Genomic DNA, 21637 nt, shown 5'->3' on the forward strand with positions numbered 1-21637 from the left:
CCGGAGAACGAGAAGCCGGAGAAGGAGAAGAGGTCCTTAGCGGCCGCGCAGGACACGGTTGAGGACGGCGGTGAGCTGGCCGAGGCCGATGACGGCGACGGCCAGGGCGGCAGTGGCCGCGGCGACGGACGCCGGGCCGCGCAGCGACGGCAGGACGCCGGCGGCGAGTAGCCCCACGGCCGTGATGATCACACGGGTGGGCCGCTCCCCCACGGTGACGACGCCTATCTCGCCGAAGCCGGCGTTGCCGGCGCGGGCCCGGGTGTACTCCAACAGCCCCATGGCCGCGCCGGCGGCGACGGCGAGCCAGCCAGGCGCGCCCAGGAGCCACAGCGCTACCAGGTAGAGCACGTCGGCGACCCGGTCGGCCACCGAGTCCAGCACGAACCCGGTGGCGCTCACCCGGTCACGCAGGATGGCCACCGCGCCGTCGAGGTTGTCCAGCAGGCCGCTCACGGCCACGACGAGCGCCGCCAGCAGCGGCCACCGGCCACCGGCCACCGCGGCGGGCAGGGCGAGGGCCGGCATGGCCGCCGCGGCGGCCGTGACGGCGGCCGGTGGGGTCCTGGCGGCGGCCAGCGGCCGGGCCAACAGATAGGTCACGGTCAGCCAGCCGCGGACGAGCGCGTTACCCGTCGCCGGGTCGTAGCCACCGTGCGTCACAGCCCATGCGGCGAAGTAGTCGATCCGTCCAGGCACGGGGGTACGCACGCGGCCTATCGTCGCCTCCCCGTAGAGTGCCCCGCGTGAGCGAGCAGATTTCGGGCGTCGTCGAGAGCCTCGACGACCTTGACCCGGCCGAGTTCTTCAACACGAGCCGCGACCAGGTGATGCTCGCGGTCAAGATCACGCCCGTCTTCGGCACGCTCGACCTGAGCCTGGTGATGGCCGTCGTGGACGCCGCGAACGAGGCGGGGTTCGCCCTCGTCCGCGAGCAGCCCCTGCGCGACGAGTATCTGCTGTGCGTCTTCGACGCCTACGAGGAGCAGGACTGAATCAGGCCACGACACCCGGCTTACAGGATTAGGCCGTGCGCGAGGCGTTCGGCACCAGAACGAGCAGGGCGGAGCAGCGCGCCGCGGCGCGCTGCTCCGCCCGTTCTGCGTTCTAGCTGACGCCGCCGGAGTGGTCGGCGCCAGAGCGGCCGTGGTGGGCGCGGACGACCTGGCAGACCTCGCGGGTCGCGCTGGACCGGTTCAGGGTGATGAAGTGCAGGCCGGGTGCGCCGCCCGCGAGCAGCCGCTCGGACAGGTCGACGGCCACCTCGATGCCGATCGCCCGCACCGCCGCCGGGTCGTCGGCCACGGCGTGCAGCCGCCCGACGAGGTCGGCGGGGAGCTCGGCGCCGGACAGCTGCGCCATCCGCTCGATCTGCGCGACGTTGGTCACCGGCATGATGCCCGGGATGATCGGCGCATCGCAGCCGCGCGCGCGGACCCGTTCGACGAGCCGGAAGTAGTTGTCGGCGCTGAAGAAGAACTGGGTGATCGCGTAGTCGGCGCCGGCCCTGAACTTGCCGACCAGGAAGTCCGCGTCGCTGTCCGGGTCTGGCGAGCGGGGATGCTTGTCCGGGAAGGCAGCGACGCCGACGCAGAAGTCGCCGAGCGACTTCACCAGCTCGACCAGCTCGCTCGAGTAGCGCAGCCCTTCGGGGTGGGCGACCCAGTCCCCCTGCGGGTTGCCCGGCGGGTCGCCGCGCAGCGCCATCACGTTGCACACCCCGGCGCCGGCGTAGTTGCCGATCACCTGGCGCAGCTCGGCGACGGAGTGGTTCACCGCGGTCAGGTGGCCGATGGGCGTCAGCGTCGTGTCGGTGGCGATCTGCTCGGTGACCCGGATCGTGCCGTCGCGGGTGGACCCGCCGGCGCCGTAGGTCACGGAGACGAACGAGGGGTGCAGCGCCTCGATCTCGCGCAGCGCCCGCCACAGCGCGCGCTCGCCATCCGGTGTCTTGGGCGGGAAGAACTCGAACGAGTACGAGATCTCACCGGCGGCGAGGAAGTCCCGCACCGTCCTGGGCCGCTCCGTCTCAGGAGTCTGTGTCGTCCCAGGAGCCGGTGTCCTCGGAGGCAAGGTCACTGGAGCGCTCCCCACCGCTGTCATACCAAGGAGCGTAGCCGGGATACAGCCCACTCCCAGAACCGCCCCAAAGCTGTGTTGCTGGTTCGCTCCGTGCGGGCACGGCACTCCGGCCCCGTACTCGCTTCGCTCCCACGGGACCTCCGCGCCGCGGGGTTCCTGCCGGATCCGACGAAGTCGATCTGGGAGGTCCGCCTCCTCCGCTCACGTGCGCTGCGGCGACCTCCGCTGCGGCCCAACCCACGTCGCTTCACTCGTGGGCCGGGCCTCCGCGCAGGCGCGCCTCCGCGCCGCACGGTCACCTCTCACTTGACCGTTCAAGAGACCAGGTCAGGCCGGTGCCGGGGCCACATCCTGCAACTCAGATCGGGCGGGTGCCGCCGGCGGCGGGGGTGCCGACGCGGACTGGGCCGCCGTGGCTGCGCACCAGGATGGCGCTTGGCGCGTCCGGGTCGGTGTCGACGTCGACGCGCGCCGGGCTCGCAGGGTCCGCGGACTCCACCTCGACGGCATAGCGGCCGTCCGGCAGCACGATGGTGATCGTCCCGGACCCGCCGGTGACCGCGAGCCGCCTCGGCTGGCCGGTGAAGTGCAGGCTGATGTCCCCGGCCGCGGCGCGCGCGGTGACCTCCGTCCCGGACAGCTCGCGCGCGGCGATCGTCGCCGTCTCGGTCACCAGCGCAAGGTCCCCCGCCGAGCCCCACATGCTGATCTCGCCGGCGCGCAGCTCGACGCGCGCCGGCGTCGCGCGCGGCAGCCGCAGCCGCAGCCGCGCCTCGCTCGTCTCGCCGTCCAGGCGCAGCGTCCCGTCGGCCACCGTGAGCCGGGGAAGGGCCTGGCCCACCCGGCGACGTACCGTCAGGTCGACCCGCGCGTCGGCCCGGTCGTCCTCGCCGATCTCGACTCGGCCGGCCATGAGTCGAACCTCGACGGCGCGTACCCCCTCGACCGTGCGCACGGCGGACACCGGCGGGCGGCGCAACAGCCGCAGCCCGCCGACCGCGAGCGCGAGGAACACGGCCGCGAGCACCACCACGAGCGCGTTGCCGACGGGACCGGACACGGGAATGCTCCACACAGGTATCAACGGGCATGTGCACGGACAGGACGGACGCATGGAGGCACGACGACCTCGGCTTGGTGACGTTACAGCGGCAAGCAACCGAGCTGGGAGCGAAGGCACACCTGTGCAGCGCCCCAGCCACGAGCGACGGGGTCCCTGCGGAATCGGCGAAGCCGATTCCGCAGGTCGTGCAAGCTCTCTACCAGCCCTGTGCTTCCGGGTTGGTGACGTTCCAGCGCAAGGTGACCGTGCGGCGCGCAGGCGCGCCTCCGCGGAGGCCCGGCCCCGCGCGAAGCGACCTGCCCCGCAGGGATGGTTCCGGACCCGGTCGTCGTGGGTCGGTGACGTTCAGCGGTTGGTGACCGTGCTGGCGCGGAGGCGCGCCTCCGCGGAGGCCCGGCCCCGAGCGAAGCGAAGGGGTTGGGCCGCAGCGGAGGTCGCCGTAGCGCACGTGAGCGGAGGAGGACGGCGCGCGGAGGTCCCGTGGGAGCGAAGCGAGCACGGGGCCGGAGCGCGCCGCCCGCACGGAGCGAACCATGAAACAAAGGTGGCGGCGTGCGGACGGTGATCGGGCCGACGGACCATGTGGTGGTGGTCGGCGCGGGCCTGGGCGGACTGTCCGCCGCGCTGCGGCTGGCCGGAGCCGGCCGGCGGGTGACCGTGCTGGAGCGTGCCGACGTTCCCGGCGGGCGGGCCGGGGTATGGCGCGCCGGCGGCTACCAGTTCGACACCGGCCCGACGGTGCTGACGATGCCGGACCTGATCGCCGACGCGTTCGCCGCCGTCGGCGAGGACCTCGCCGACTGGCTGACGCTGCGCCCCCTCGACCCGATGTACCGGGCGCGCTTCGCCGACGGGTCGACGCTCGACCTGCGGGCCGACCCGGAGGCGACGGCCGCCGGCATCGAGGCGCTGTGCGGCCCGGCGGAGGCCGCCGGCTATCGGCGATTCGTGGAGCTGGTCAGCGCGATCTACCGGGCCGAGATGCGCGACTTCATCGACGCCCAGCTCGACTCGCCGCTGGCGCTGCTGCGCCCGTCGCTCGCGCGCCTGGCCGCGCTCGGGGCCTTCCGCCGGCTCGACCGGCTGGTCGGCGCCCACCTGCACGACCCGCGGACCCGCCGGCTGTTCTCGTTCCAGGCGATGTACGCCGGCCTGGCGCCCAGCCAGGCGCTCGGGGTCTACGCGGTGATCTCCTACATGGACTCGGTGGCGGGCGTGTTCCACGCCGAGGGCGGCATGCACGCGGTGCCGGCGGCGATGGCGGCGGCGGCCGCCAAGCACGGCGTGACGCTGCGTTACAGCACCGCTGTCACCGGGGTGGAGGTCCGGGGCGGGCGGGCGGTGGCGGTGCGCACCGCCGACGGTGAGCGGATCGCCGCCGACGTGGTGGTGCTCAACCCCGACCTGCCGACCGCCTACCGGGAGCTGCTGCCGCCGGCCCTGACCCCGGCGCGGCTGGCCCGGCTGCGCTACTCGCCCTCGTGTTTCCTGCTGCTCGCGGGCGCGGGCGCCACCGCCCATCCGGACGCCGGCCGCCCGGAGGCCGCCGCCCAACACACGATCCACTTCGGCCACGCCTGGCGGCGGACGTTCGCCGAGATCATCGGGCGGGGCGAGCTGATGACCGACCCGTCGTTCCTGGTCAGCGTCCCGTCGGTGACGCAGCCTGGGCTCGCGCCGGCGGGCGGGCACGCGTTCCACGTGCTGTTCCCGACGCCGAACACGGTGGCCGGGGCGGGGCTGGACTGGTCGGTGATCGGTCCGCGCTACCGCGAGGAGGTCGTCGCGGCCCTGGAGAGCCGGGGATACCCGGGTTTTGGCGCTTCGGTGGCAGTGGAGTCGATCACCACACCGGCGGACTGGCAGGCGCGCGGGCTGACCGCTGGCGCGCCCTTCGCGGCGGCGCACACCTTCCGTCAGACCGGCCCGTTCCGGCCCGGAAACCTGGTTCCCGGCCTGGAGAACGTCGTGTTCACCGGCAGTGGCACCCGCCCGGGCGTCGGCGTGCCGATGGTGCTGATCTCCGGTCGACTGGCGGCGGAACGCATCATCGCGAGCCGCCACGCCCGGCTACTCCCGGCCGGTACGCCCATGTCCCTAACCGCCTTAAGAAACCGTAACCGCCTTAAGAATCCGTAAACAAACAGGACGAGCGTGGCTGGACCTCGGCTTTCCCCGCCGGTTTCCCGGCCCGGCTGGGAGAATGGGACCCATGGAGGAACGGGCGGAGACGCTGGCCGCACCGGACACGACCAGCGATGCGGCACTGCTGGAACGTGCGCTGTTCGAGGTGAAGAAGGTCATCGTCGGCCAGGACCATATGGTCGAACGGATGCTGGTCGCGCTGCTGGCGCGCGGGCACTGCCTGCTCGAGGGCGTGCCCGGCGTGGCGAAGACGCTGGCCGTGCAGACGCTGGCCGACGTCGTGGGCGGCAGCTTCGTGCGCATCCAGTTCACCAACGACCTGGTCCCGTCCGACATCGTCGGAACCCGGGTCTACCGGGCCAGCCGGGAGACGTTCGACATCGAGCTCGGGCCGATCTTCGCGAACTTCGTCCTGGCCGACGAGATCAACCGGGCGCCGGCGAAGGTGCAGTCGGCGCTGCTGGAGGTCATGTCGGAGAAGCAGGTCTCGCTCGGCGGCGTCACCCATCGGCTGCCGGTCCCGTTCCTGGTGCTGGCCACCCAGAACCCGATCGAGTCCGAGGGTGTCTACCCGCTGCCCGAGGCGCAGCGCGACCGGTTCCTGATGAAGGTCAACGTCCCGTACCCCACGCCGGGCGAGGAGCTTGAGATCGTCCGGCGGATGGGGGTGCGCCCGCCGAGAGCGGACCGGGTGCTCGACCCGAAGACGCTGGTGCGCCTGCAGGAGCGAGCCGACGACGTCTTCGTCCACCACGCGATCATGGACTACGCCGTCCGTCTCGTGCTGGCGAGCCGCACCCCGGAAACCTACGGCCTGCCCGACCTCGCCGGCCTGCTCACCTACGGCGCGTCGCCACGCGCCTCGCTCGGCCTGATCGCCGCGGCGCGGGCGCTCGCGCTGCTGCGCGGGCGGGACTACGCCGTGCCGGACGACGTCCGCGCGGTCACGCTCGACGTCATGCCGCACCGGCTCGTGCTCTCCTACGACGCGCTGGCCGACGGCCTGAGCTCCGACGAGATCGCCGCCCGCATCGTCGCCGGCGTGCCTGCCCCGCAGGTCGCCCCCCGCCAGCAGCCGGGTGGGCGCGTCCCGGTCGGCGCCGGTCGCTGGTCCCCGAACGTCAGCAACGGCTTTCCCGAGTACCAGGACGAGGACCGGCCGGCATGACCGATCCCCGGCGCCGCCCGGGCTGGCTGACTCCCCGTGGCGCGGTGATGTCCGCCCAAGGGGGCGGCCCTCCCCCCGTGCCCGGCGTCGGTCGGCCGTGGGCCGGGCCCTCCCCGGACCCGGACCTGGTGGCCGGGACGACCGGTCTCGCGCCGGCCGGGACCGGGGGCACCGCCGGCACGGGTGACGCGGCCGGCCGGGCGCACGCGCGGGCCACCGACCCCGTGGTCGAGCGGACGCTGCGCCACCTGGAGCTGACCGTGCTGCGCCGGCTCGACGGGCTGCTGCTCGGCGACTACCTCGGCATCCTTCCCGGCCAGGGCAGCGAGAAGGCCGAGAGCCGCGAGTACCAGTTCGGCGACGACGTCCGCAGGATGGACTGGGCGGTCACCGCCCGCACGACGGTCCCGCACGTGCACGACCTGATCGCCGACCGCGAACTGGAGACCTGGGCACTGGTCGACCTGACCGCGAGCCAGAACTTCGGCAGCGCCCGCTGCGAGAAGCGCGAGCTCGCCATCGCCGCCACCGCCGCCGTCGGCTTCCTGACCGCGCGGACCGGCAACCGGATGGGGGCGATCGCGCTCACCGACACCGGCACCCGGCTGATCCCGGCGAGGCCCGGCCGCGCCGGCCTGCGCGCGCTGCTGCGCACACTGCTGTCCCTCGAGCCCGCCGCCTCCGCCGAGGCGCCGCGACCGGGCATGTTCGGGCGCCGCGCCCCTGGCGCCACCCGGACGGCCCGCGGCACCGGCCAGCCGCCGGCTCCCACCCACCAGCAGCCGCCCCCGACGCACCGTCCCAAGGCGCCAGGGAGCCCCCGGCCGGGCACCGACCTCGCGGCGGCGATCGAGGCGCTGCGCCGGCCCGTGCGCCGGCGCGGCCTGGTCGTCGTGATCTCCGACTTCCTGTCCGTCGACCTCGCCTGGGCGCGCCCGCTGCGGGCGCTCGGCGGCCGGCACGACGTGCTCGCCGTCGAGGTGGTCGACCCGCTGGAGCTGTCGCTGCCGAACGTCGGGCCGCTCGCGGTCGTCGACCCGGAGACGGGCGAGCTGTTCGACCTGCCCACCCACTCCCGCCGCTTCCGCGAGCGCTACGAGGCGGCCGCGGCCAGCCACCGCGCCGAGGTGGCCGCGGCGCTGCGCGGCGCCGGCGCGGCGCACCTGCGGCTGCGCACCGACAAGGACTGGCTGATCGAGATCGCCCGGTACGCGGCGGCGAGCCGGCGCGGGCAGGCCGCGCTGCGCGGCGCCGGGGGTGCCAGCGGCGCCCGGGGTGGGGGCGCCGCCAGGGCACGCGCCGCCAGGGAGACGGCCCGCCAGCACCGCCCCGCGGCCACGGTCCGCCCGATCCGAACAGGCGGCACGACGACATGAGCTTCCTGTCCGCCCACTGGCTGTGGCTGCTGTTCGCCGTCGCGGCGCTGCTCGCCTGGCACATCGTCGCCTCGGTCCGCCGCCGCGGCTACGCGGCCCGGCTCGCGTCCGCCTCCACGCTCGCCTCGGTGCTGCCGATGCGGCCGCAGTGGTGGCGCCGGCACGTCCCGGCCGCGCTGATGCTGCTCGCGCTCACCGGGATGGTCTTCGCGCTCGCCCGCCCGGCCAAGGCACAGCGGGTGCCCCGGGAGCGGGCCACGATCATGCTCGCGATCGACGTGTCGAACTCGATGGCGGCCACCGACATCACCCCGAACCGCCTGGCCGCGGCCAAGCAGGGCGCCCAGGCGTTCGTCGACCAGCTGCCGCCGCGGATCAACCTGGGGCTGGTGTCCTTCTCCGGCAGCGCGGCGGTGCTGGTGCCGCCGACCACCGACCGCGAGGCGATCCGCACGGCGATCAACGGCCTGCAGCTCGGCCCGGCGACCGCGATCGGCGAGGGTATCTACGCCTCGCTACAGGCGATCAGCAGCGCGGGCGAACGGCTGACGGAGGCCAGCCAGTCCCCGCCGCCGGCGGCGATCGTGCTGCTCTCCGACGGCGAGACGACCCGGGGCCGGCCCAACACCCAGGCCGGCCAGGCCGCCAAGGACGCGCACGTCCCCGTCGACACGATCGCCTACGGCACCGCCGGCGGCACGCTCGACGTCGGCGGGCAGCTGATCCCGGTACCGGTGAACGAGCCGGCACTGCGCCAGATCGCCGAGCAGACCGGCGGCTCGCACCACCGGGCCACCTCGGGCGACGAGCTCACCTCTGTGTACAAGGGCCTGGGCAGCTCGATCGGCTACCGCAAGGAGTTCCGCGAGATCACCCCGGCCTTCGTCGGCGCCAGCCTCGCGCTCGGCCTGGCCGCCGGCGCCCTGGGCCTCGCCTTCGGCCGCCGGCTCCCGTGACCGTTACCCAGGAAGCCGAGCTGGCCGCGATCGCAGCGGAGCCGGTACTGCGTCGCTCCTATGCCGCCGCCCGCCGGCTCAACGCCGAACACGGCCGCACCTACTATCTGGCCACCCTCATGCTCCCGGCCTGGAAACGGCCGTACGTGCACGCCCTCTACGGTTTCGCCCGGTATGCCGACGACATCGTCGACAGCCTGGACTCCCAGCTGCCCGCCGCCGACCGGGCCGCGTGGCTCGCCGACTGGGGCGGCCGCCTCGTCGACACGCTGCACCGCGGCGCTGACGCCACCGACGACTCGGTGCTGCCGGCCGTCATCCACACGATCCGCCGCTGGGACCTGCCCGTCGGCTACTTCGAGTCGTTCCTCACGTCGATGGCGATGGATCTCACCGTCACCGGCTACGACACGTTCGACGACCTGATGACCTATGTCTACGGCTCGGGCACCGTCATCGGCCTGCAGATGCTGCCCGTCCTGGGGCCCTCCTCCCCCGCCGCCGCCCCGTACGCCGGCGACCTCGGCACCGCCTTCCAGCTGATCAACTTTCTGCGCGACGTCGGCGAGGACCTGCGCCGCGGCCGGGTCTACCTGCCGCGCGAGTCGATGGAGCTGTTCGGCGTCACCCGGGAGAAGCTCGCGACCGGCGTCGTTGACGGCGCCGTGCGCCGGCTGCTGCGCCACGAGATCGGCCGGGCGCGCGAGCTGCTGCGCGCCGCCACTCCAGGTATTCGGCTGTTGCACCCGACCTCGCGGGACTGCATGTGGACGGCGGCCCGCCTCTACGGCGGCATCCTCGACGAGATCGAGAAGGCGGACTACCAGGTGCTGTCCCGCCGGGTCGCGGTCGGCACGCCGCGCCGGCTCGCCGTCGCCGGCGGCGTGCTGGTGCGCAGCCGCGCTCGCCGCCTCGTGCCACGGCAGCGCTAGAGCCCCTCACCGGAACGATCCCGACGATGACGCACAGGCGTCGACTCTGCCGCCGGGGTCGGCTGTATCGTCTGTCGATCGTCTGTCGCGCGCCATGGGCCTCGACGGGCGAGACACGCGAGACCCGGCTGATAGCGTGACCATGAATCGACCTCACGTACCAGGTCGGACGGCCAGCCTGCCCGCAGCCGAGCATGCGCCGGGCGAAAGGCGGTCGGAACCTTTCATCGGGAACGACGGGACTTCATGCTCGACAAGCGCTTCATCCGGGAGAACCCCGACGCCGTGAAGCAGGCGGTGGCCGTCAAGGGAATCGACCTCGACGTGGACGAGCTGCTCCAGCTCGACCAGGACAACCGCAAGCTGCAGTTCGAGGTCGACACGGCGCAGGCCAGCCGCAAGTCCCGGTCCAAGGAGTTCGCCAAGGCCGACGCGGCCCGCAAGGCCGAGCTGCGGGCCGAGCAGGCCGACTTCGACAGGAAGCTGACCGAGCTGCGCGAGCAGCTGTCCGCGACCGGCGCCCGGCTGAACGAGCTGATGCTGGCGACGCCGACCATCCCGTGGGAGGGCGCACCGGTCGGCCCGGACGAGTCCGCGAACACGGTCGTGCGCACCTGGGGCACCCGGCCCGAGTTCGACTTCGCTCCGCTCGACCACGTCGACCTCGCGGAGAAGCGCGGCTGGGCCGAGTTCGCTCGGGCGCGACGGGTCGCCGGTGAGCGCGCCTACGTGCTGTGTGGCGACGCGGTGCTGTTGGAGCGGGCGCTGCACTCGTACGCCCTCGACCTGCTGCACGGCCAAGGCTTCCGGTTGATGTCGGTGCCCTCGCTGGTCAAGGAGGCCCCACTGGTCGGCACCGGCATGCTGCCGAAGGGCCGCGCCGAGATCTACGAGATCCCGGCCGACGACGCCTTCCTCGCCGGTACCGCCGAGGTATCGCTGGTCGGCCTGCATGCCGGCGAGATCCTCGACGCCGCGCGGCTGCCGATCCGGTACGCGGGCATCTCGCCGTGCTTCCGCCGGGAGATCGGCAGCGCGAGCCGGGACGTGCGCGGGCTGCTGCGCGTCCACCAGTTCGAGAAGGTCGAGCAGTTCGTCATCTGCGCCAACGACCAGGACGAGTCGGACCGCTGGCACGCGGAGCTGCTCGGCACCGCCGAGTCGATCCTGCAAGCCCTGGGACTGGCCTACGAGGTCGTCGAGTGCGCCACCGGCGACATGGGCGTCGGCAAGTATCGGATGAACGACATCAACACCTGGTTCCCGTCGCTCGGGATGTTCCGGGAGACGCACAGCTGCTCGTCGCTGAAGGACTGGCAGGCGCGGCGAGCGAACGTGCGCTACCGGACCACGGATGGCGAGATCCACTTCGCGTACACCCTGAACAACACCGCTGTCGCCACCCCCCGGCTGCTGGCCGCCGTGCTGGAGAACTTCCAGACGGCCGACGGCGCCCTGCGGGTACCCGAGGTGCTCCGCCCCTACCTGGGCGGCCGCGACACCCTGTGAGGCCGACCCGGGCTCCCGGCGTGAGGCTCTCCTGCCCCGCCGGGATTCCCGGCGAAGCGCCATCGCTCAATGATCGGAACGATGCCACGGATCCGGTAACTTCGCCGACGGGTACCGTCGGGCGGTCCGTGCCTCCAAGGTTTCGCTAAGGCGACCCCAAGGCAATGCTTAGCCGGATTCAACAGGCTTGGGCGGGTCGGCGAGCCGGGCGGGCCGAAGGGCATGCGGAAATGATCTTCTTTCGCGTGCCCGGCGGCCATGGTCACTCAGGGACGCGGACAGCAGCGGCAGGCGTGTGTAGGGCAGGGAGGCCCGGTCGGTGAGCAACTCGAAGACACGGCGACGGCGCGAGCTGGAGATGGCCAGAGCGCAGCGGGCGGCGGAGCGGCGGCACGCCGCCCGTCGCCGACGGCAGCGGGTCATCACCATCGTCGCGGCCGCGCTCGTGGTCGTGCTCGGTGGCACGATCACGGCCGTCGTGCTGGCCACCACCGGTGGCGACGGCAGCCCCACCGCGAGCCCGACCCCGAGCGCGAGCGCGGCCGGCGCCACCACCAAGGTCGGCGACTGTGTCTACACCAAGGACACCTCCGGCCAGGCACCGGCGAAGGAGGTCTCGATGCCCGCCGCGGCGCCGGCCGTGAGCACCAAACCGGCGACGATGACCATCAACACGAACCTCGGCACGATGGTCGCGACTCTCGACCCGGCCAAGGCCCCGTGCACGGTGCACGCGCTGTACGCGCTGGTGCAGCAGAAGTACTTCGACGACACCCCGTGTCACCGGGAGACCTTCGGGCCCGAGGCCGGCATCTACGTGCTGCAGTGCGGCGACCCGACCGGCACCGGCTCGGGCAGCCCCGGGTTCACCTACAAGAACGAGAACACCGCGGGCGTCAACTACAACCGCGGCGTGCTCGCCATGGCGAACGCCGGCGCCGACACCAACGGCAGCCAGTTCTTCATCAACTACGCCAACCCGAGCGAGGAGGGCGCCAAGGCCCTCGCCGGCGGCTACACCGTCTTCGGCCAGATCACCCAGGGCCTGGACATCCTCGACAAGATCACCAGCCCGGGCGTCGACGAGGGCGGCTCGGACGGCGCCCCCGTCACCAAGCCCCAGATCACCTCGATCACGATCGACCAGGAGCAGCCCGCGGCCGCCACCGGTTCCGCGTCGCCGGCTCCCACCACGAGCCCGGCCACGTCACCGACGCCGACCGCCACCGCCACTCCGTCGTCCTGACGGGACGGCGGGCCCGAAGTACCCAGGCCGGGGCTGACCTCCGCGGAGGTCAGCCCCGGTGGCGTCTCACGGGTCCGCTAAGAGGCGTTCCACTTCCGGATGGTGTCGATCCTGGTACGCAGCTGGGCGGCGGTGGCCTGGCCGCTGGGCGGCCCGCCGCAGGTGCGGCGAAGCTCGGCGTGGATCATGCCGTGGGGGCGGCCGGTGCGATGGTTGTTCGCCGCGACCAGCCGGTTGAGCTCCTTGCGCAGCTCGCCGATCACCTCGTGGACCGGGCGGCTGCCGTCCTCCTCCGCCGCCAGCGAGCCGACCTGGGCCGGCGGGGTGACGCCCGCCGCGATGTCCTTGGCCGCCTTGGACTTGCGGGCGCGCTCGGCGGCGAGCTGCGAGGCCTGGCGCTGGCGCAGCAGGGTGGTCACCTGGTCGGGCTCCAGCAGGCCGGGCAGGCCCAGGAAGTCCTCTTCCTCGGCCGAGCCCGCCGCGGCCGGCGCGCCGAACTCGCCGCCGTCGAAGATGACCCTGTCCAGCTCGGCGGAGGAGTCCAGCGCCGTGAACGGTGAGTCCGGCTTGTCGGTGGTGTCGCGGCGCCGGTTGGCCTCGCGCAACGCGTCGTCGTCGAACCCCTCCGGCTCGCGCAGCGGCTTGTCCAGCGCGTGGTCGCGCTGGACCTCCATCTGGCCGGCGAGATCGAGCAGTACGGGGACGCTGGGCAGGAACACCGACGCGGTCTCCGCCCGCCCGCGACCGCGCACGAACCGGCCGACGGCCTGCGCGAAGAACAACGGCGTCGCCACCGACGTCGCGTAGACGCCGACCGCCAGCCGCGGCACGTCGACGCCCTCGCTGACCATCCGCACCGCGACCATCCAGCGGTCCGTCGAGCGGCGGAACGCCTCGATCCGGTCGCTGGCGGTCGGGTCGTCGGACAGCACGACCGTGGGCTCGGTGCCGCTGATCCGGCGCAGCAGCCCGGCGTAGGCGCGGGCGTTCGCGTGGTCGGTCGCGATCACGAGGCCGCCCGCGTCCGGCATGCCGCCGCGGCGGACCTGGGTGAGCCGCATGTCGGCCGCGGCGAGCACCGCGGGGATCCAGTTGCCCCGCGGGTCGAGCGCCGTGCGCCACGCGGCGGCCGTCTGCTCGTTGTTCAGCGGCTCGCCGAGCCGGGCGGACAGCTCGGCGCCGGCGCTGGTCCGCCAGCTCATCTCGCCCGAGTACGCGAGGAAGAGCACCGGGCGCACGACGCCGTCGCGCAGCGCCTCGGAGTAGCCGTAGGAGGAGTCCGCGACGCTGCGCGTCACCCCGTCCTGGCCCGGCAGGTAGGTGACGAACGGGATCGGGTTCACGTCGGAGCGAAAGGGCGTCCCCGTCAGCGCCAGGCGGCGGGTGGCCGGGCTGAACGCCTCCCGGGTCGCCTCGCCCCAGGACAGCGCGTCGCCAGCGTGGTGGATCTCGTCGAGGATCACCAACGTCCGCCGGGCCTTGGTGCGGGCAAAGTGCAGCGCCGGGTGCGCGGCCACCTGGGCGTAGGTGAGCACGACGCCGTCGTAGTCACGCGAGGTCGCGCCGGCGGAGTTGCGGAAGTTCGGGTCGAGGGAGATACCGGCGCCGGCGGCGGCGTCCGCCCACTGGCGCTTGAGGTGCTCGGTCGGCGCGACGACCGACACCGCCGTCACCACGCCGGCGGCGAGCAGCTCGGCGGCGGCCGTGAGGGCGAACGTCGTCTTGCCTGCTCCCGGCGTCGCGACCGCGAGGAAGTCGCGGCCACCCGCGGCCGAGGTCGCGCGGTAGCGCTCCAGCGCCACCCGCTGCCACTCCCGCAGCGGGCGTGCCTGGGTTCGCGGGGCGGGCACGGTCTGGGCCGCCTGCCGCGGTATCGGCCGGGTTGGCTCGGATTGGTGGCGGACGTTCACGGGCTCTGACTCTATGGGGCACCACCGACAACCGGCCGCCCCCGGGGCAGGCGCCGCGCCGGAGCCCACCCGTTCGAGGCCCGGCGGCGGCTGGCGGCCAGGCGGCGGCCGGCCGGGCGGGCGCGCCTCACGGTGCGCGGCAGGTGACCGGGCCGGCCCGACCTGCCCGCGGCGGACGCACGGGCCGTGACCGCACGGGCTGTGACCGGCGACGAAGTGGAGTGATCTGCACCACATCGGGCGCACGAGGATTTCCACAGCACGGTAGCCGGCACGAGCGTTGGTGACGACCATCTGCACGACAGGATGCACCTGCAGTCACGCTACGCCACGCTAAGGCCACAGCCCGAATACGTAGCGCCGAACGCGCGGCTACATTCTGTTTGCCGAAACCCAGGCCTGTACGTTCCGTGAACAATTCCGGAGCAGGTACTCGTGGACTCGCCTTTCCAAGCGGTTACGCTGATCGTGTCCATTGCCTGACCTGGAGGTTGCGCGATGCCGGCACAAGTCGGGACCGAGGCTCGTCCCATTGCGACTGAACCGCGTCGCGTGCTGGCCGCGGACCGGGGCCGCGCCCCGGCTGCCCGAGGCGCCCACCCGGGTCAGGGCAACCGTGGCCAGAACACCGCCCTGCCGGGCGCGCCTGGCCAGCACACCGCGGGCCGCGGCGGGCACGGCCAGAGCGTTCACCACCAGCCCGACCGGTCACGCCCGGCCATCCACCCGGCCGATTCCGAGATGGACGCGGCGAGGCCGATGCCCGCGCGAACTCCGAATGGCCGGCTGCGGACCTGCCGGGAGGAGAAAGGCTGGTCCCAGGAACGGCTCGCCGTCGAGCTGCGACGTTTCGCGGTTCTGCACGAGGGCCGGGAGGCCGGCGTCACCGGCAACATGATCTGCAAGTGGGAAAAAGGCGACAAAAAGCCGAGCCTGCGTTACCAGCGGCTGTTGCGAGCCCTTTTCCACCGCTCATCGGCGGAGCTTGGATTCATCGACGACGACCCAACATCGAATGGGCCCACCGCAGGCATGGCCGCGGGAATTCTGGGTATAGCGGACGTCGTGGACCCGCACGTAGTGAACACCATGGCCACGAACAGCTCCGGAAACCATGTCGACCGCACGTCGTCGATTGTCCTGCGCACCGGCGAGGACGCTCGCGGCATTCCGGTCGAGCGGCGCGGATTCCTTCGGATGATGGCGGCCGGTGGGGTCGCCGTCGTCCCGGTCGGCGCCACCGTCGCCGCGACGGGAGCCGCCGACGAGGCGCCCTGGGACCGGCTCTCGGCGGCGCTTCGCCAGCGCAGCCCCGTCACCCCCGAGCTCGCCCAGCAGCTCAGCCAGCACACCGCCGGTCTTTTCGGCCTGGAAGAGCGGGTGCCCGCGCGCACGCTGCTGGGCCGCGTCGCCGGCCACCTGTGCACCCTCACCCAGCTGCTCGAGTCGACGACCCGCTCACCGATCCGGCGCGAACTCGCCAGCACCGCGGGCGAGACGGCGGCGCTCGCCGGCTGGCTCGCGTTCGACATGAACGACAACCCCTCGGCGCTCGCGTATTACCGGGTCGCCATCGAGGCCGCCAAGGAGGCCGACGACCCGGCGCTGTGGGCCTGCGTCCTCGGCTACGAGAGCTACCAGCCGGGCGCGGCCGGCCGCCCCGACCAGGCCTGCGCGCTGCTCGCCGAGGCGCAGCGCAGGATCGGGCGTGGCGCGAACCCACTGACCAGGTCGTGGCTCGCCGCCAGGGAGGCCGAGGAGCAGGCGGCGCGCGGCGACGGCCGCGCGGCGAGCGCCGCGATCGACCGGGCCCAGGAGGCGTTCGCGAAGGCCAACACGCCGGACCGGGTCTGGACTGGCTTCTTCGACCGCGGCCGCCTCGACGGCCTGCGGGTGACCACCATGACGCGGCTGCGCCGCCCGACCGCCGCGTACGCGGCGGCGAGCGACGCGCTGCGCGCCGCCGGCCCCGCCGCCACCAAGAAGCGGTCCCTCCTGCTCGCCGACATCGCCGAGGTGCACATCCAGCGACGCGACATCGAGAGCTCCTGCCGGTTCGCGGCCGATGCCCTCGCCATCGTCGCGCAGACGGACTTCTCCCTCGGCCTCGGCCGTGTGCAGCGGGTCCGCGAGCGTCTCGCCCCGTGGCAGTCCACCGTCGCCGTCCGCGACCTCGACGAGCAGCTGCGCGCGCTCGTCTAATTGGTTCGCTCCGTCCGGGCACGGCGCTCCGGCCCCGTACTCGCTTCGCTCCCACGGGACCTCCGCGCCGTGTCCTCCTCCGCTCACGGGCGCTCCGGCGACCTCGCTGCGGCCTCCCCACGTCGCTTCGCTCGTGGGGAAGCCTCCGCGAGGCGCGCCTCCGCGCCAGCGCGGTTGCGATCCGCTGAACGTCACCAACCCGAAACCACAACGCTCGTATGGACACGTCGCTTCGCTCGTGTGGCGGCTTTCACCCCTGTCTAGACACTCCACGAGCGCAGCGAAGTGTCCCGACGGACAGGCCTGCTTCGGCTACGTGACGTTCAGCGCAAGGTGACCGTGCGGGCGCGGAGGCGCGCCTCGCGGAGGCCCGACCCACGAGCGAAGCGAGGTGGGCCGGGCCGCAGCGAGGTCGCCGGAGCGCCCGTTCGCGGAGGAGGACGGCGCGCGGAGGTCCCTTGGGAGCGAAGCGAGTAACGGGCCGTAGCGCGCCGCCCGCACGGAGCGAACCAGCAACAACCTTCCACCCCAACCCCGGAGCCTGCGAAGCGAGTACGGGCCGGAGCGTGCTGCCTGGACACAGCGAACCAGAAATACAACCCAGCCCGTGGAAAAACCGGTCCGCCGGCGCCGGATACCGCATTCTTACCTGTCCGGCGGCAGCGCATCCCGACTCCGACGCGGACTCACCGAGCTCCCATTGTGAACGGAGCCCGAGGCTGAAAGACCGAGCCCGGAAAATGAGCGTTCACACCGGATATGGATATTTCTCCGGGGATGAGGCCACCGCGCGGCGGGTGTGGAGGTCGTCGATGGTCGCCGCGTCGTAGCCGAGCTCGGTGAGAATCTCCCGGGTGTGTTCGCCGTACAGCGGTGCCGGGCGGTCCGGGCGGGTCGGGGTGTCGCTAAAGGTCATGAGGTTGCCGAACTGGCGAACCCGGCCGAGCAGCGAGTGCGTGTGCTCGGTGACCAGGCCAAGGCGCACCAGGTCCTCGTCGAACAGCAGGGTCTCGCCGTCGCGGGTGTCCGCGGAGATCTCGGCCGGCACCCCGGCCGCGTCGAGTGCACGTACCCAGGCCAGCGCCCGGTCCGCGCGGAAGGCCTCGGCGAGCAGCGCCGTGAGCTCGGCGCGGCGCTCTTCGCGGGCGGCCGGCGTGGCGAACCGCGGGTCGGCCGCGAGTTCGGCGAGGCCCAGCACCGCGCACAGCGCCTGCCAGTGCTCGGGGCGCACCGCGGCCAGCTGCAGCCAGCCGTCCCTCGTCTCGTACAGCCGGTAGAGGGCGCCGAGGCCGAGCTGCTCGCGGTCGAGCTCGCCACGCGGCGACGGGGTGCCGTCGGCGGCGAGCCAGGAGTCGGCGGTGTGCAGCATGCTGCCGTGCAGGATCGACGTCCACACCGACTGGCTCACCCCGGTGTTGGCGCGGTGGAACAGCGCGACCAGCACGCCGAAGACCGAGGGGATGGCGGCGGCGATGTCTCCGTGCCCGTAGCGGTACCACAGCGGCGGGTTGCCCGCGGGGACCGGACCCTGCTCCCATTCGATGCCGCTGGCCGCCTGGCCGAGCGGGTCGAGCCCGCCCAGGTGGGAGTACGGCCCGACCGGCCCGTACATGTACGTGTTGCAGTACAGGATGTCGGGTCGCACCGCCTTGCAGTGCTCGTGGCCGATGCCGAGCCGGTCGGCGATGCCCTTCTGCATGTTGTGGTGGACGACGTCGGCGGTCGCGACCAGCCGCAGCGCGACGTCCAGGCCCTCGGGCTTCTTCAGGTCGAGGGCGATGTCCCGCTTGCCGCGCTGGCAGCCCAGGAACGGGCCGACGTTGTGGTGGCGCATGCCGTCGCCGTGGATCGACTCGACCTTGATGACCTCGGCGCCGAGGTCGGCCAGCAGCATCGGCCCGAACGGGCCTGCGAGGAACTGACCGAAGTCGATGACGCGAATACCCTCGAGTGGCCCGGGCACGTCAGATCACTCCCTTCGCGCGCAGGTCGGCGAGCTCGGCGGTGTCGTGGCCGAGCGCGCCGAGCACCTCGTCGGTGTGCGCCCCGGCCGCGGGGCGCGGGCCGGCCACCACGGCCGGGGTCGCCTCGAGGAAGACGACCGGGCCTACCTGGGTGGTGGCGCCGACCTCCGGGTCGACGACCTCGACCACCGATCCGGTGGCCAGCAGCTGCGGATGGCCGAACCGTTCGTGGGGCGGCCCGATCGGCTCGGCGTTGCGGCCGGCGGCGTGAAGCTCCTCGATCAGCTCGGCGCGGTCGCGGCGGGCGAACGCCGCTGCCTTCTTCGTCTCGTGCGCGGCCCGCTCGGCCGGCGACATCGCGAAGACGACGGCCGGTTCGACGTCCTCGATGCCGAGGATGTCACCTTCGGTGCGGGTCGGCTTCCCGCCGGTCACCATCGCCGCGTGGATCCACTCGCCGTTCGCGCACTCGTAGATGCCGGCCTGGTGGATGGAGGGGAACGAGTTCGGCAGGCCGTGCTGACCGGTGTCGGTCCAGTTCCAGTTCTGGGTGGTCAGCGACATCGCCCCCGCGAGCAGCGACACCTCGACCCGCTGGCCCCGGCCGGTGCGCTGCCGGGCGACGAGCGCACCCATGATCGCCACGGGGACGAGGTACGCCGCGCCGAGGCTCGCCACCGGGCTGTGCTGGAACACCGGCCCGGGGCGGTGACTGGGCACCTCCCAGTGCAGCCCGGCCCGGGCCGACACCAGCGCGTCGTAGCCGGACCGGTCCGCGAAGCGGCTACCGGTCGGCCAGGCCGGGACCGCGCAGTAGACCAGCCGGGGGAACTCGTCGCGCAGGTCGGCGTAGTCGAGCCCGAGGCGGGCCATCGTCCCGGCGGCGAACGCCTCCACCAGCACGTCCGCGGTGGCGAGCAGTTCCCGCAGCAACCGCGCCCCGTCGGCGCTTTTCAGGTCGAGCGTCACCGAGCGCCGGCTGCGGTCGTAGACCACCGACGCGGGCTCGGCCCGCCCGGGCCGGCCACCCGGCGGCTCGATCTTGATCACGTCGGCGCCGTGCTCGGCGAGCTGCAGCACGCCGAGCGGCCCAGCGATCCCACCGGTCAGGTCCAGCACTCGAACACCGTCAAGAGCCTGCATGCGCCGCGCCTCGGCCTTCCGTCGAAGTGGTGGTCAGCTGCTCCGAGCCGGTCGCAGGTGCCGGTCGAGGAACGTGGTGGCGTCCGCCCAGGCCGCGCGGTCCGCCGTCTCGTCCCGCATCGGGCCCCACGGCGAGCTGAACGCGTGGCCGGCGCCGGCGTAGAGGCGGACGTCGGCGTCGACGCCCCAGCGCTCGATACGGGCCCTCAGCTCGTCGAGCAGCGCCGGGGGCACGACCGGGTCTGCGTCGCCGTAGAGGAACAGCGCCGGGCAGGTGAGCTGCCAGAGCAGGTCCAGCGGGTGCACGGGCGTGCGCGGGCCGAGCTCGTGGAAGCGAGGCTGGCTCGGGTAGTACAGGACCGCGGCGGCCAGGTCACCTCGCCCGCAGGCGGCGAGCCAGGCCAGCGTTCCGCCCGTGCAGTACCCCCACACGGCGACCCGGCGCGGGTCGACGGCCGGGTGGGCGCGCAGGGCGTCGACGGCGCCGGCCAGGTCGCGCGCGCCGTGGGTGAAGTCGAGCCGGTCGACGTGCTCGCGGACCTCGGTGAAGTCGTCGTAGGCCTCGGTCCTGGCCGGCCCCTGGCCGCGGTAGTAGTCGGGGACCGTCGACGCGTAGCCCCGGTCGGCGAGCCGTCGCTGTATGCCTCGGATGAACGGGTTGATCCCGTAGGCCTCCGCCCCGAGGACGACGCCGGGGAACGGCCCTGAGCCGGCCGGCGTGACGACCTGTGACGCCGGGCCGGGCAGGAAGCGCCCCGCGGCCGCTAAGTCGGACTCCACCTCGATCGGCCCACCTTCAGGCTCGGTCCAGCAGTTTTGGTGGCAGTGTCGCGACGTGAATACTAGGTCCGTCCCGCCCGCTCTGTCTCTGGTTCGCTCCGTGCCCGCACGGCGCGAACCAGACTCACGCGGGCGGCTGGCAGGCGCGGAAGCAGTCGTAGACGCCGCCCACGGTGCGGACGGCGGCGAGGACGGCGGCGAGCTGGTCCGGGCCGGTCACCTCGACGGTGAAGCGGGCATGGGCCACCCGGTCCTCCGACGTCGACGTCGACGCGGCGCGCAGGCCGGCGGCCGTCTCGGAGAGAACCTCCGTGATGTCGGCGAGCAGGCCGTACCGGTCGAAGGCCTCGACGCCGATCTCCGCGGGGAAGGTGTGCGTCTCCGGACATCGCCAGGACAGGACCTGTACCGGCTCCCTGACCGGGCCGGACGGTCCGGACGGCCGTGTGTTCGGGCATTCGGCGCGATGCAGCGTCACCGCGCTGTGGCCCGCGCTCTGGCTGGCGACGAAGCCGATGAGTCTGTCCCCGGGCAGCGGGAGGCAGCAGCGCGCGATCCGTACCGGTGCGGCGTCCGCCTGCCCCTCCAGTGACGCCACGCCCGCCCAGGCCGGCGTCGGCCGCCTGCCCACCACGGAAGCGCTGGCCGACCGCGCCTGGCGGCCCCGGCGCGCGCCGGTCGCGGAGTCGGCGTCCGAGCCCTCCGGCGCCGGCCGTGCGCCGGCCGCGGCTTCGGTGACGCCCATACCAGCGGCGACGGCGGCGGCGGCGCTGGCGACGACCGCCGCCTTGGTGGCCGTCGAGCCGTCCGCATCCGCACCCCCACTCGTGCCGACGACGCCTGGGTCGGTCACCGGCGTCGGCGTCGGCGCGGACGGCTCGCCCGCGGCGGGCGGCGGGCCCGCGGCCCGGGATGCGGGCGGGGCGTGGTCCAGGGCGGCCGTACCAGCCCGGACGGGCTCTCGCCGCGGGTCGGCGGAGGGCTCGGCGACCGGGGCGGGGATGCCGGTGGTGGGCGTGGGGCTCTCCGGCCGGCCACTGGTCTCGGCGTCCGCCCCGGCCCCGGCGGGGGCGGTACGAGTGGCGGCCGGCGAGGCGGGGGCGGTGACGGCCGGGGCGGGCACATCCGGGCTTGGCGACGCATGGCCGGACGGGACCGTCG

Annotated in this window: 17 protein-coding genes; 9 read left to right on the forward strand and 8 right to left on the reverse strand. The window is 73.3% G+C overall.

From position 1 onward, the window contains the following. Positions 1-36: 36 nt before the first annotated feature. Positions 37-720 (reverse strand): CDP-alcohol phosphatidyltransferase family protein, encoded by a 684-nt coding sequence (locus FRCN3DRAFT_RS0227215; RefSeq protein WP_027140983.1) that lies wholly within the window; start codon positions 718-720, stop codon positions 37-39. A 26-nt stretch (positions 721-746) separates the two neighbouring features. Here FRCN3DRAFT_RS0227215 and FRCN3DRAFT_RS0227220 point away from each other — a divergent pair, with 26 nt between their 5' ends. Next, a complete protein-coding gene (locus FRCN3DRAFT_RS0227220; protein ID WP_007519088.1) occupies positions 747-995 on the forward strand; it encodes a hypothetical protein in 249 nt (82 codons plus the stop codon). 112 nt (positions 996-1107) lie between these two features. Here the strand turns inward: FRCN3DRAFT_RS0227220 and metF are convergent, their stop codons facing one another. Next, positions 1108-2010, reverse strand: coding sequence for a methylenetetrahydrofolate reductase [NAD(P)H] (gene metF, locus FRCN3DRAFT_RS0227225; RefSeq protein ID WP_007519090.1), 903 nt, complete (start codon positions 2008-2010; stop codon positions 1108-1110). A 430-nt stretch (positions 2011-2440) separates the two neighbouring features. Next, positions 2441-3142: a DUF4097 family beta strand repeat-containing protein gene (locus FRCN3DRAFT_RS0227230; RefSeq protein WP_007519092.1), complete on the reverse strand. Its 702-nt coding sequence runs from the start codon at positions 3140-3142 to the stop codon at positions 2441-2443. 555 nt (positions 3143-3697) lie between these two features. Here FRCN3DRAFT_RS0227230 and crtI point away from each other — a divergent pair. The 7 genes from crtI (at position 3698) to FRCN3DRAFT_RS0227265 (ending at position 12477) form a co-directional block, all read left to right on the forward strand. After that, positions 3698-5284 (forward strand): phytoene desaturase family protein, encoded by a 1587-nt coding sequence (gene crtI / locus FRCN3DRAFT_RS0227235; RefSeq protein WP_007519094.1) that lies wholly within the window; start codon positions 3698-3700, stop codon positions 5282-5284. Between the two features lie 73 nt (positions 5285-5357). Beyond that, positions 5358-6458 (forward strand): AAA family ATPase, encoded by a 1101-nt coding sequence (locus FRCN3DRAFT_RS0227240; RefSeq protein ID WP_007519096.1) that lies wholly within the window; start codon positions 5358-5360, stop codon positions 6456-6458. Continuing rightward, positions 6455-7834, forward strand: coding sequence for a DUF58 domain-containing protein (locus tag FRCN3DRAFT_RS46555; protein ID WP_232794166.1), 1380 nt, complete (start codon positions 6455-6457; stop codon positions 7832-7834). Before FRCN3DRAFT_RS0227240 ends, FRCN3DRAFT_RS46555 begins: the two co-directional genes overlap by 4 nt. Beyond that, positions 7831-8790 (forward strand): VWA domain-containing protein, encoded by a 960-nt coding sequence (locus FRCN3DRAFT_RS0227250; RefSeq protein ID WP_007519703.1) that lies wholly within the window; start codon positions 7831-7833, stop codon positions 8788-8790. The genes FRCN3DRAFT_RS46555 and FRCN3DRAFT_RS0227250 overlap by 4 nt, the downstream gene beginning before the upstream one ends. Next, positions 8787-9722: a phytoene/squalene synthase family protein gene (locus tag FRCN3DRAFT_RS0227255; protein ID WP_007519702.1), complete on the forward strand. Its 936-nt coding sequence runs from the start codon at positions 8787-8789 to the stop codon at positions 9720-9722. The genes FRCN3DRAFT_RS0227250 and FRCN3DRAFT_RS0227255 overlap by 4 nt, the downstream gene beginning before the upstream one ends. Before the next feature lie 246 nt (positions 9723-9968). Next, entirely contained in the window at positions 9969-11231 is a 1263-nt protein-coding gene (gene serS / locus FRCN3DRAFT_RS0227260; protein WP_007519701.1) for a serine--tRNA ligase, read from the forward strand. A gap of 319 nt (positions 11232-11550) precedes the next feature. After that, positions 11551-12477: a peptidylprolyl isomerase gene (locus tag FRCN3DRAFT_RS0227265; RefSeq protein WP_007519700.1), complete on the forward strand. Its 927-nt coding sequence runs from the start codon at positions 11551-11553 to the stop codon at positions 12475-12477. Positions 12478-12554: 77 nt separating this feature from the next. Here the strand turns inward: FRCN3DRAFT_RS0227265 and FRCN3DRAFT_RS0227270 are convergent, their stop codons facing one another. Continuing rightward, on the reverse strand, positions 12555-14327 hold the full coding sequence (locus tag FRCN3DRAFT_RS0227270) for a DEAD/DEAH box helicase (protein ID WP_007519699.1): 1773 nt from the start codon (positions 14325-14327) through the stop codon (positions 12555-12557). A gap of 801 nt (positions 14328-15128) precedes the next feature. Here FRCN3DRAFT_RS0227270 and FRCN3DRAFT_RS0227275 point away from each other — a divergent pair. Continuing rightward, positions 15129-16589 carry a helix-turn-helix transcriptional regulator gene (locus tag FRCN3DRAFT_RS0227275; RefSeq protein ID WP_051467201.1) on the forward strand — a complete coding sequence of 487 codons (1461 nt, stop codon included), beginning with the start codon at positions 15129-15131 and terminating at the stop codon, positions 16587-16589. 748 nt (positions 16590-17337) lie between these two features. Here the strand turns inward: FRCN3DRAFT_RS0227275 and FRCN3DRAFT_RS46560 are convergent. The 4 genes from FRCN3DRAFT_RS46560 to FRCN3DRAFT_RS56565 form a co-directional block, all read right to left on the reverse strand. Next, entirely contained in the window at positions 17338-18552 is a 1215-nt protein-coding gene (locus FRCN3DRAFT_RS46560) for a CaiB/BaiF CoA transferase family protein (protein ID WP_007519697.1), read from the reverse strand. A gap of 1 nt (position 18553) precedes the next feature. Next, positions 18554-19696 (reverse strand): CaiB/BaiF CoA transferase family protein, encoded by a 1143-nt coding sequence (locus FRCN3DRAFT_RS0227285; protein ID WP_007519695.1) that lies wholly within the window; start codon positions 19694-19696, stop codon positions 18554-18556. Positions 19697-19729: 33 nt separating this feature from the next. Continuing rightward, positions 19730-20476: a dienelactone hydrolase family protein gene (locus FRCN3DRAFT_RS0227290; protein WP_007519693.1), complete on the reverse strand. Its 747-nt coding sequence runs from the start codon at positions 20474-20476 to the stop codon at positions 19730-19732. A 124-nt stretch (positions 20477-20600) separates the two neighbouring features. Further along, the coding region (locus FRCN3DRAFT_RS56565) for an ACT domain-containing protein (protein ID WP_035925271.1) at positions 20601-21637 on the reverse strand (1037 nt) is incomplete at its 5' end.

Origin of the sequence: Pseudofrankia saprophytica (assembly GCF_000235425.2) — a bacterium.
GTDB classification, from domain to species: Bacteria; Actinomycetota; Actinomycetes; order Frankiales; family Frankiaceae; genus Pseudofrankia; species Pseudofrankia saprophytica.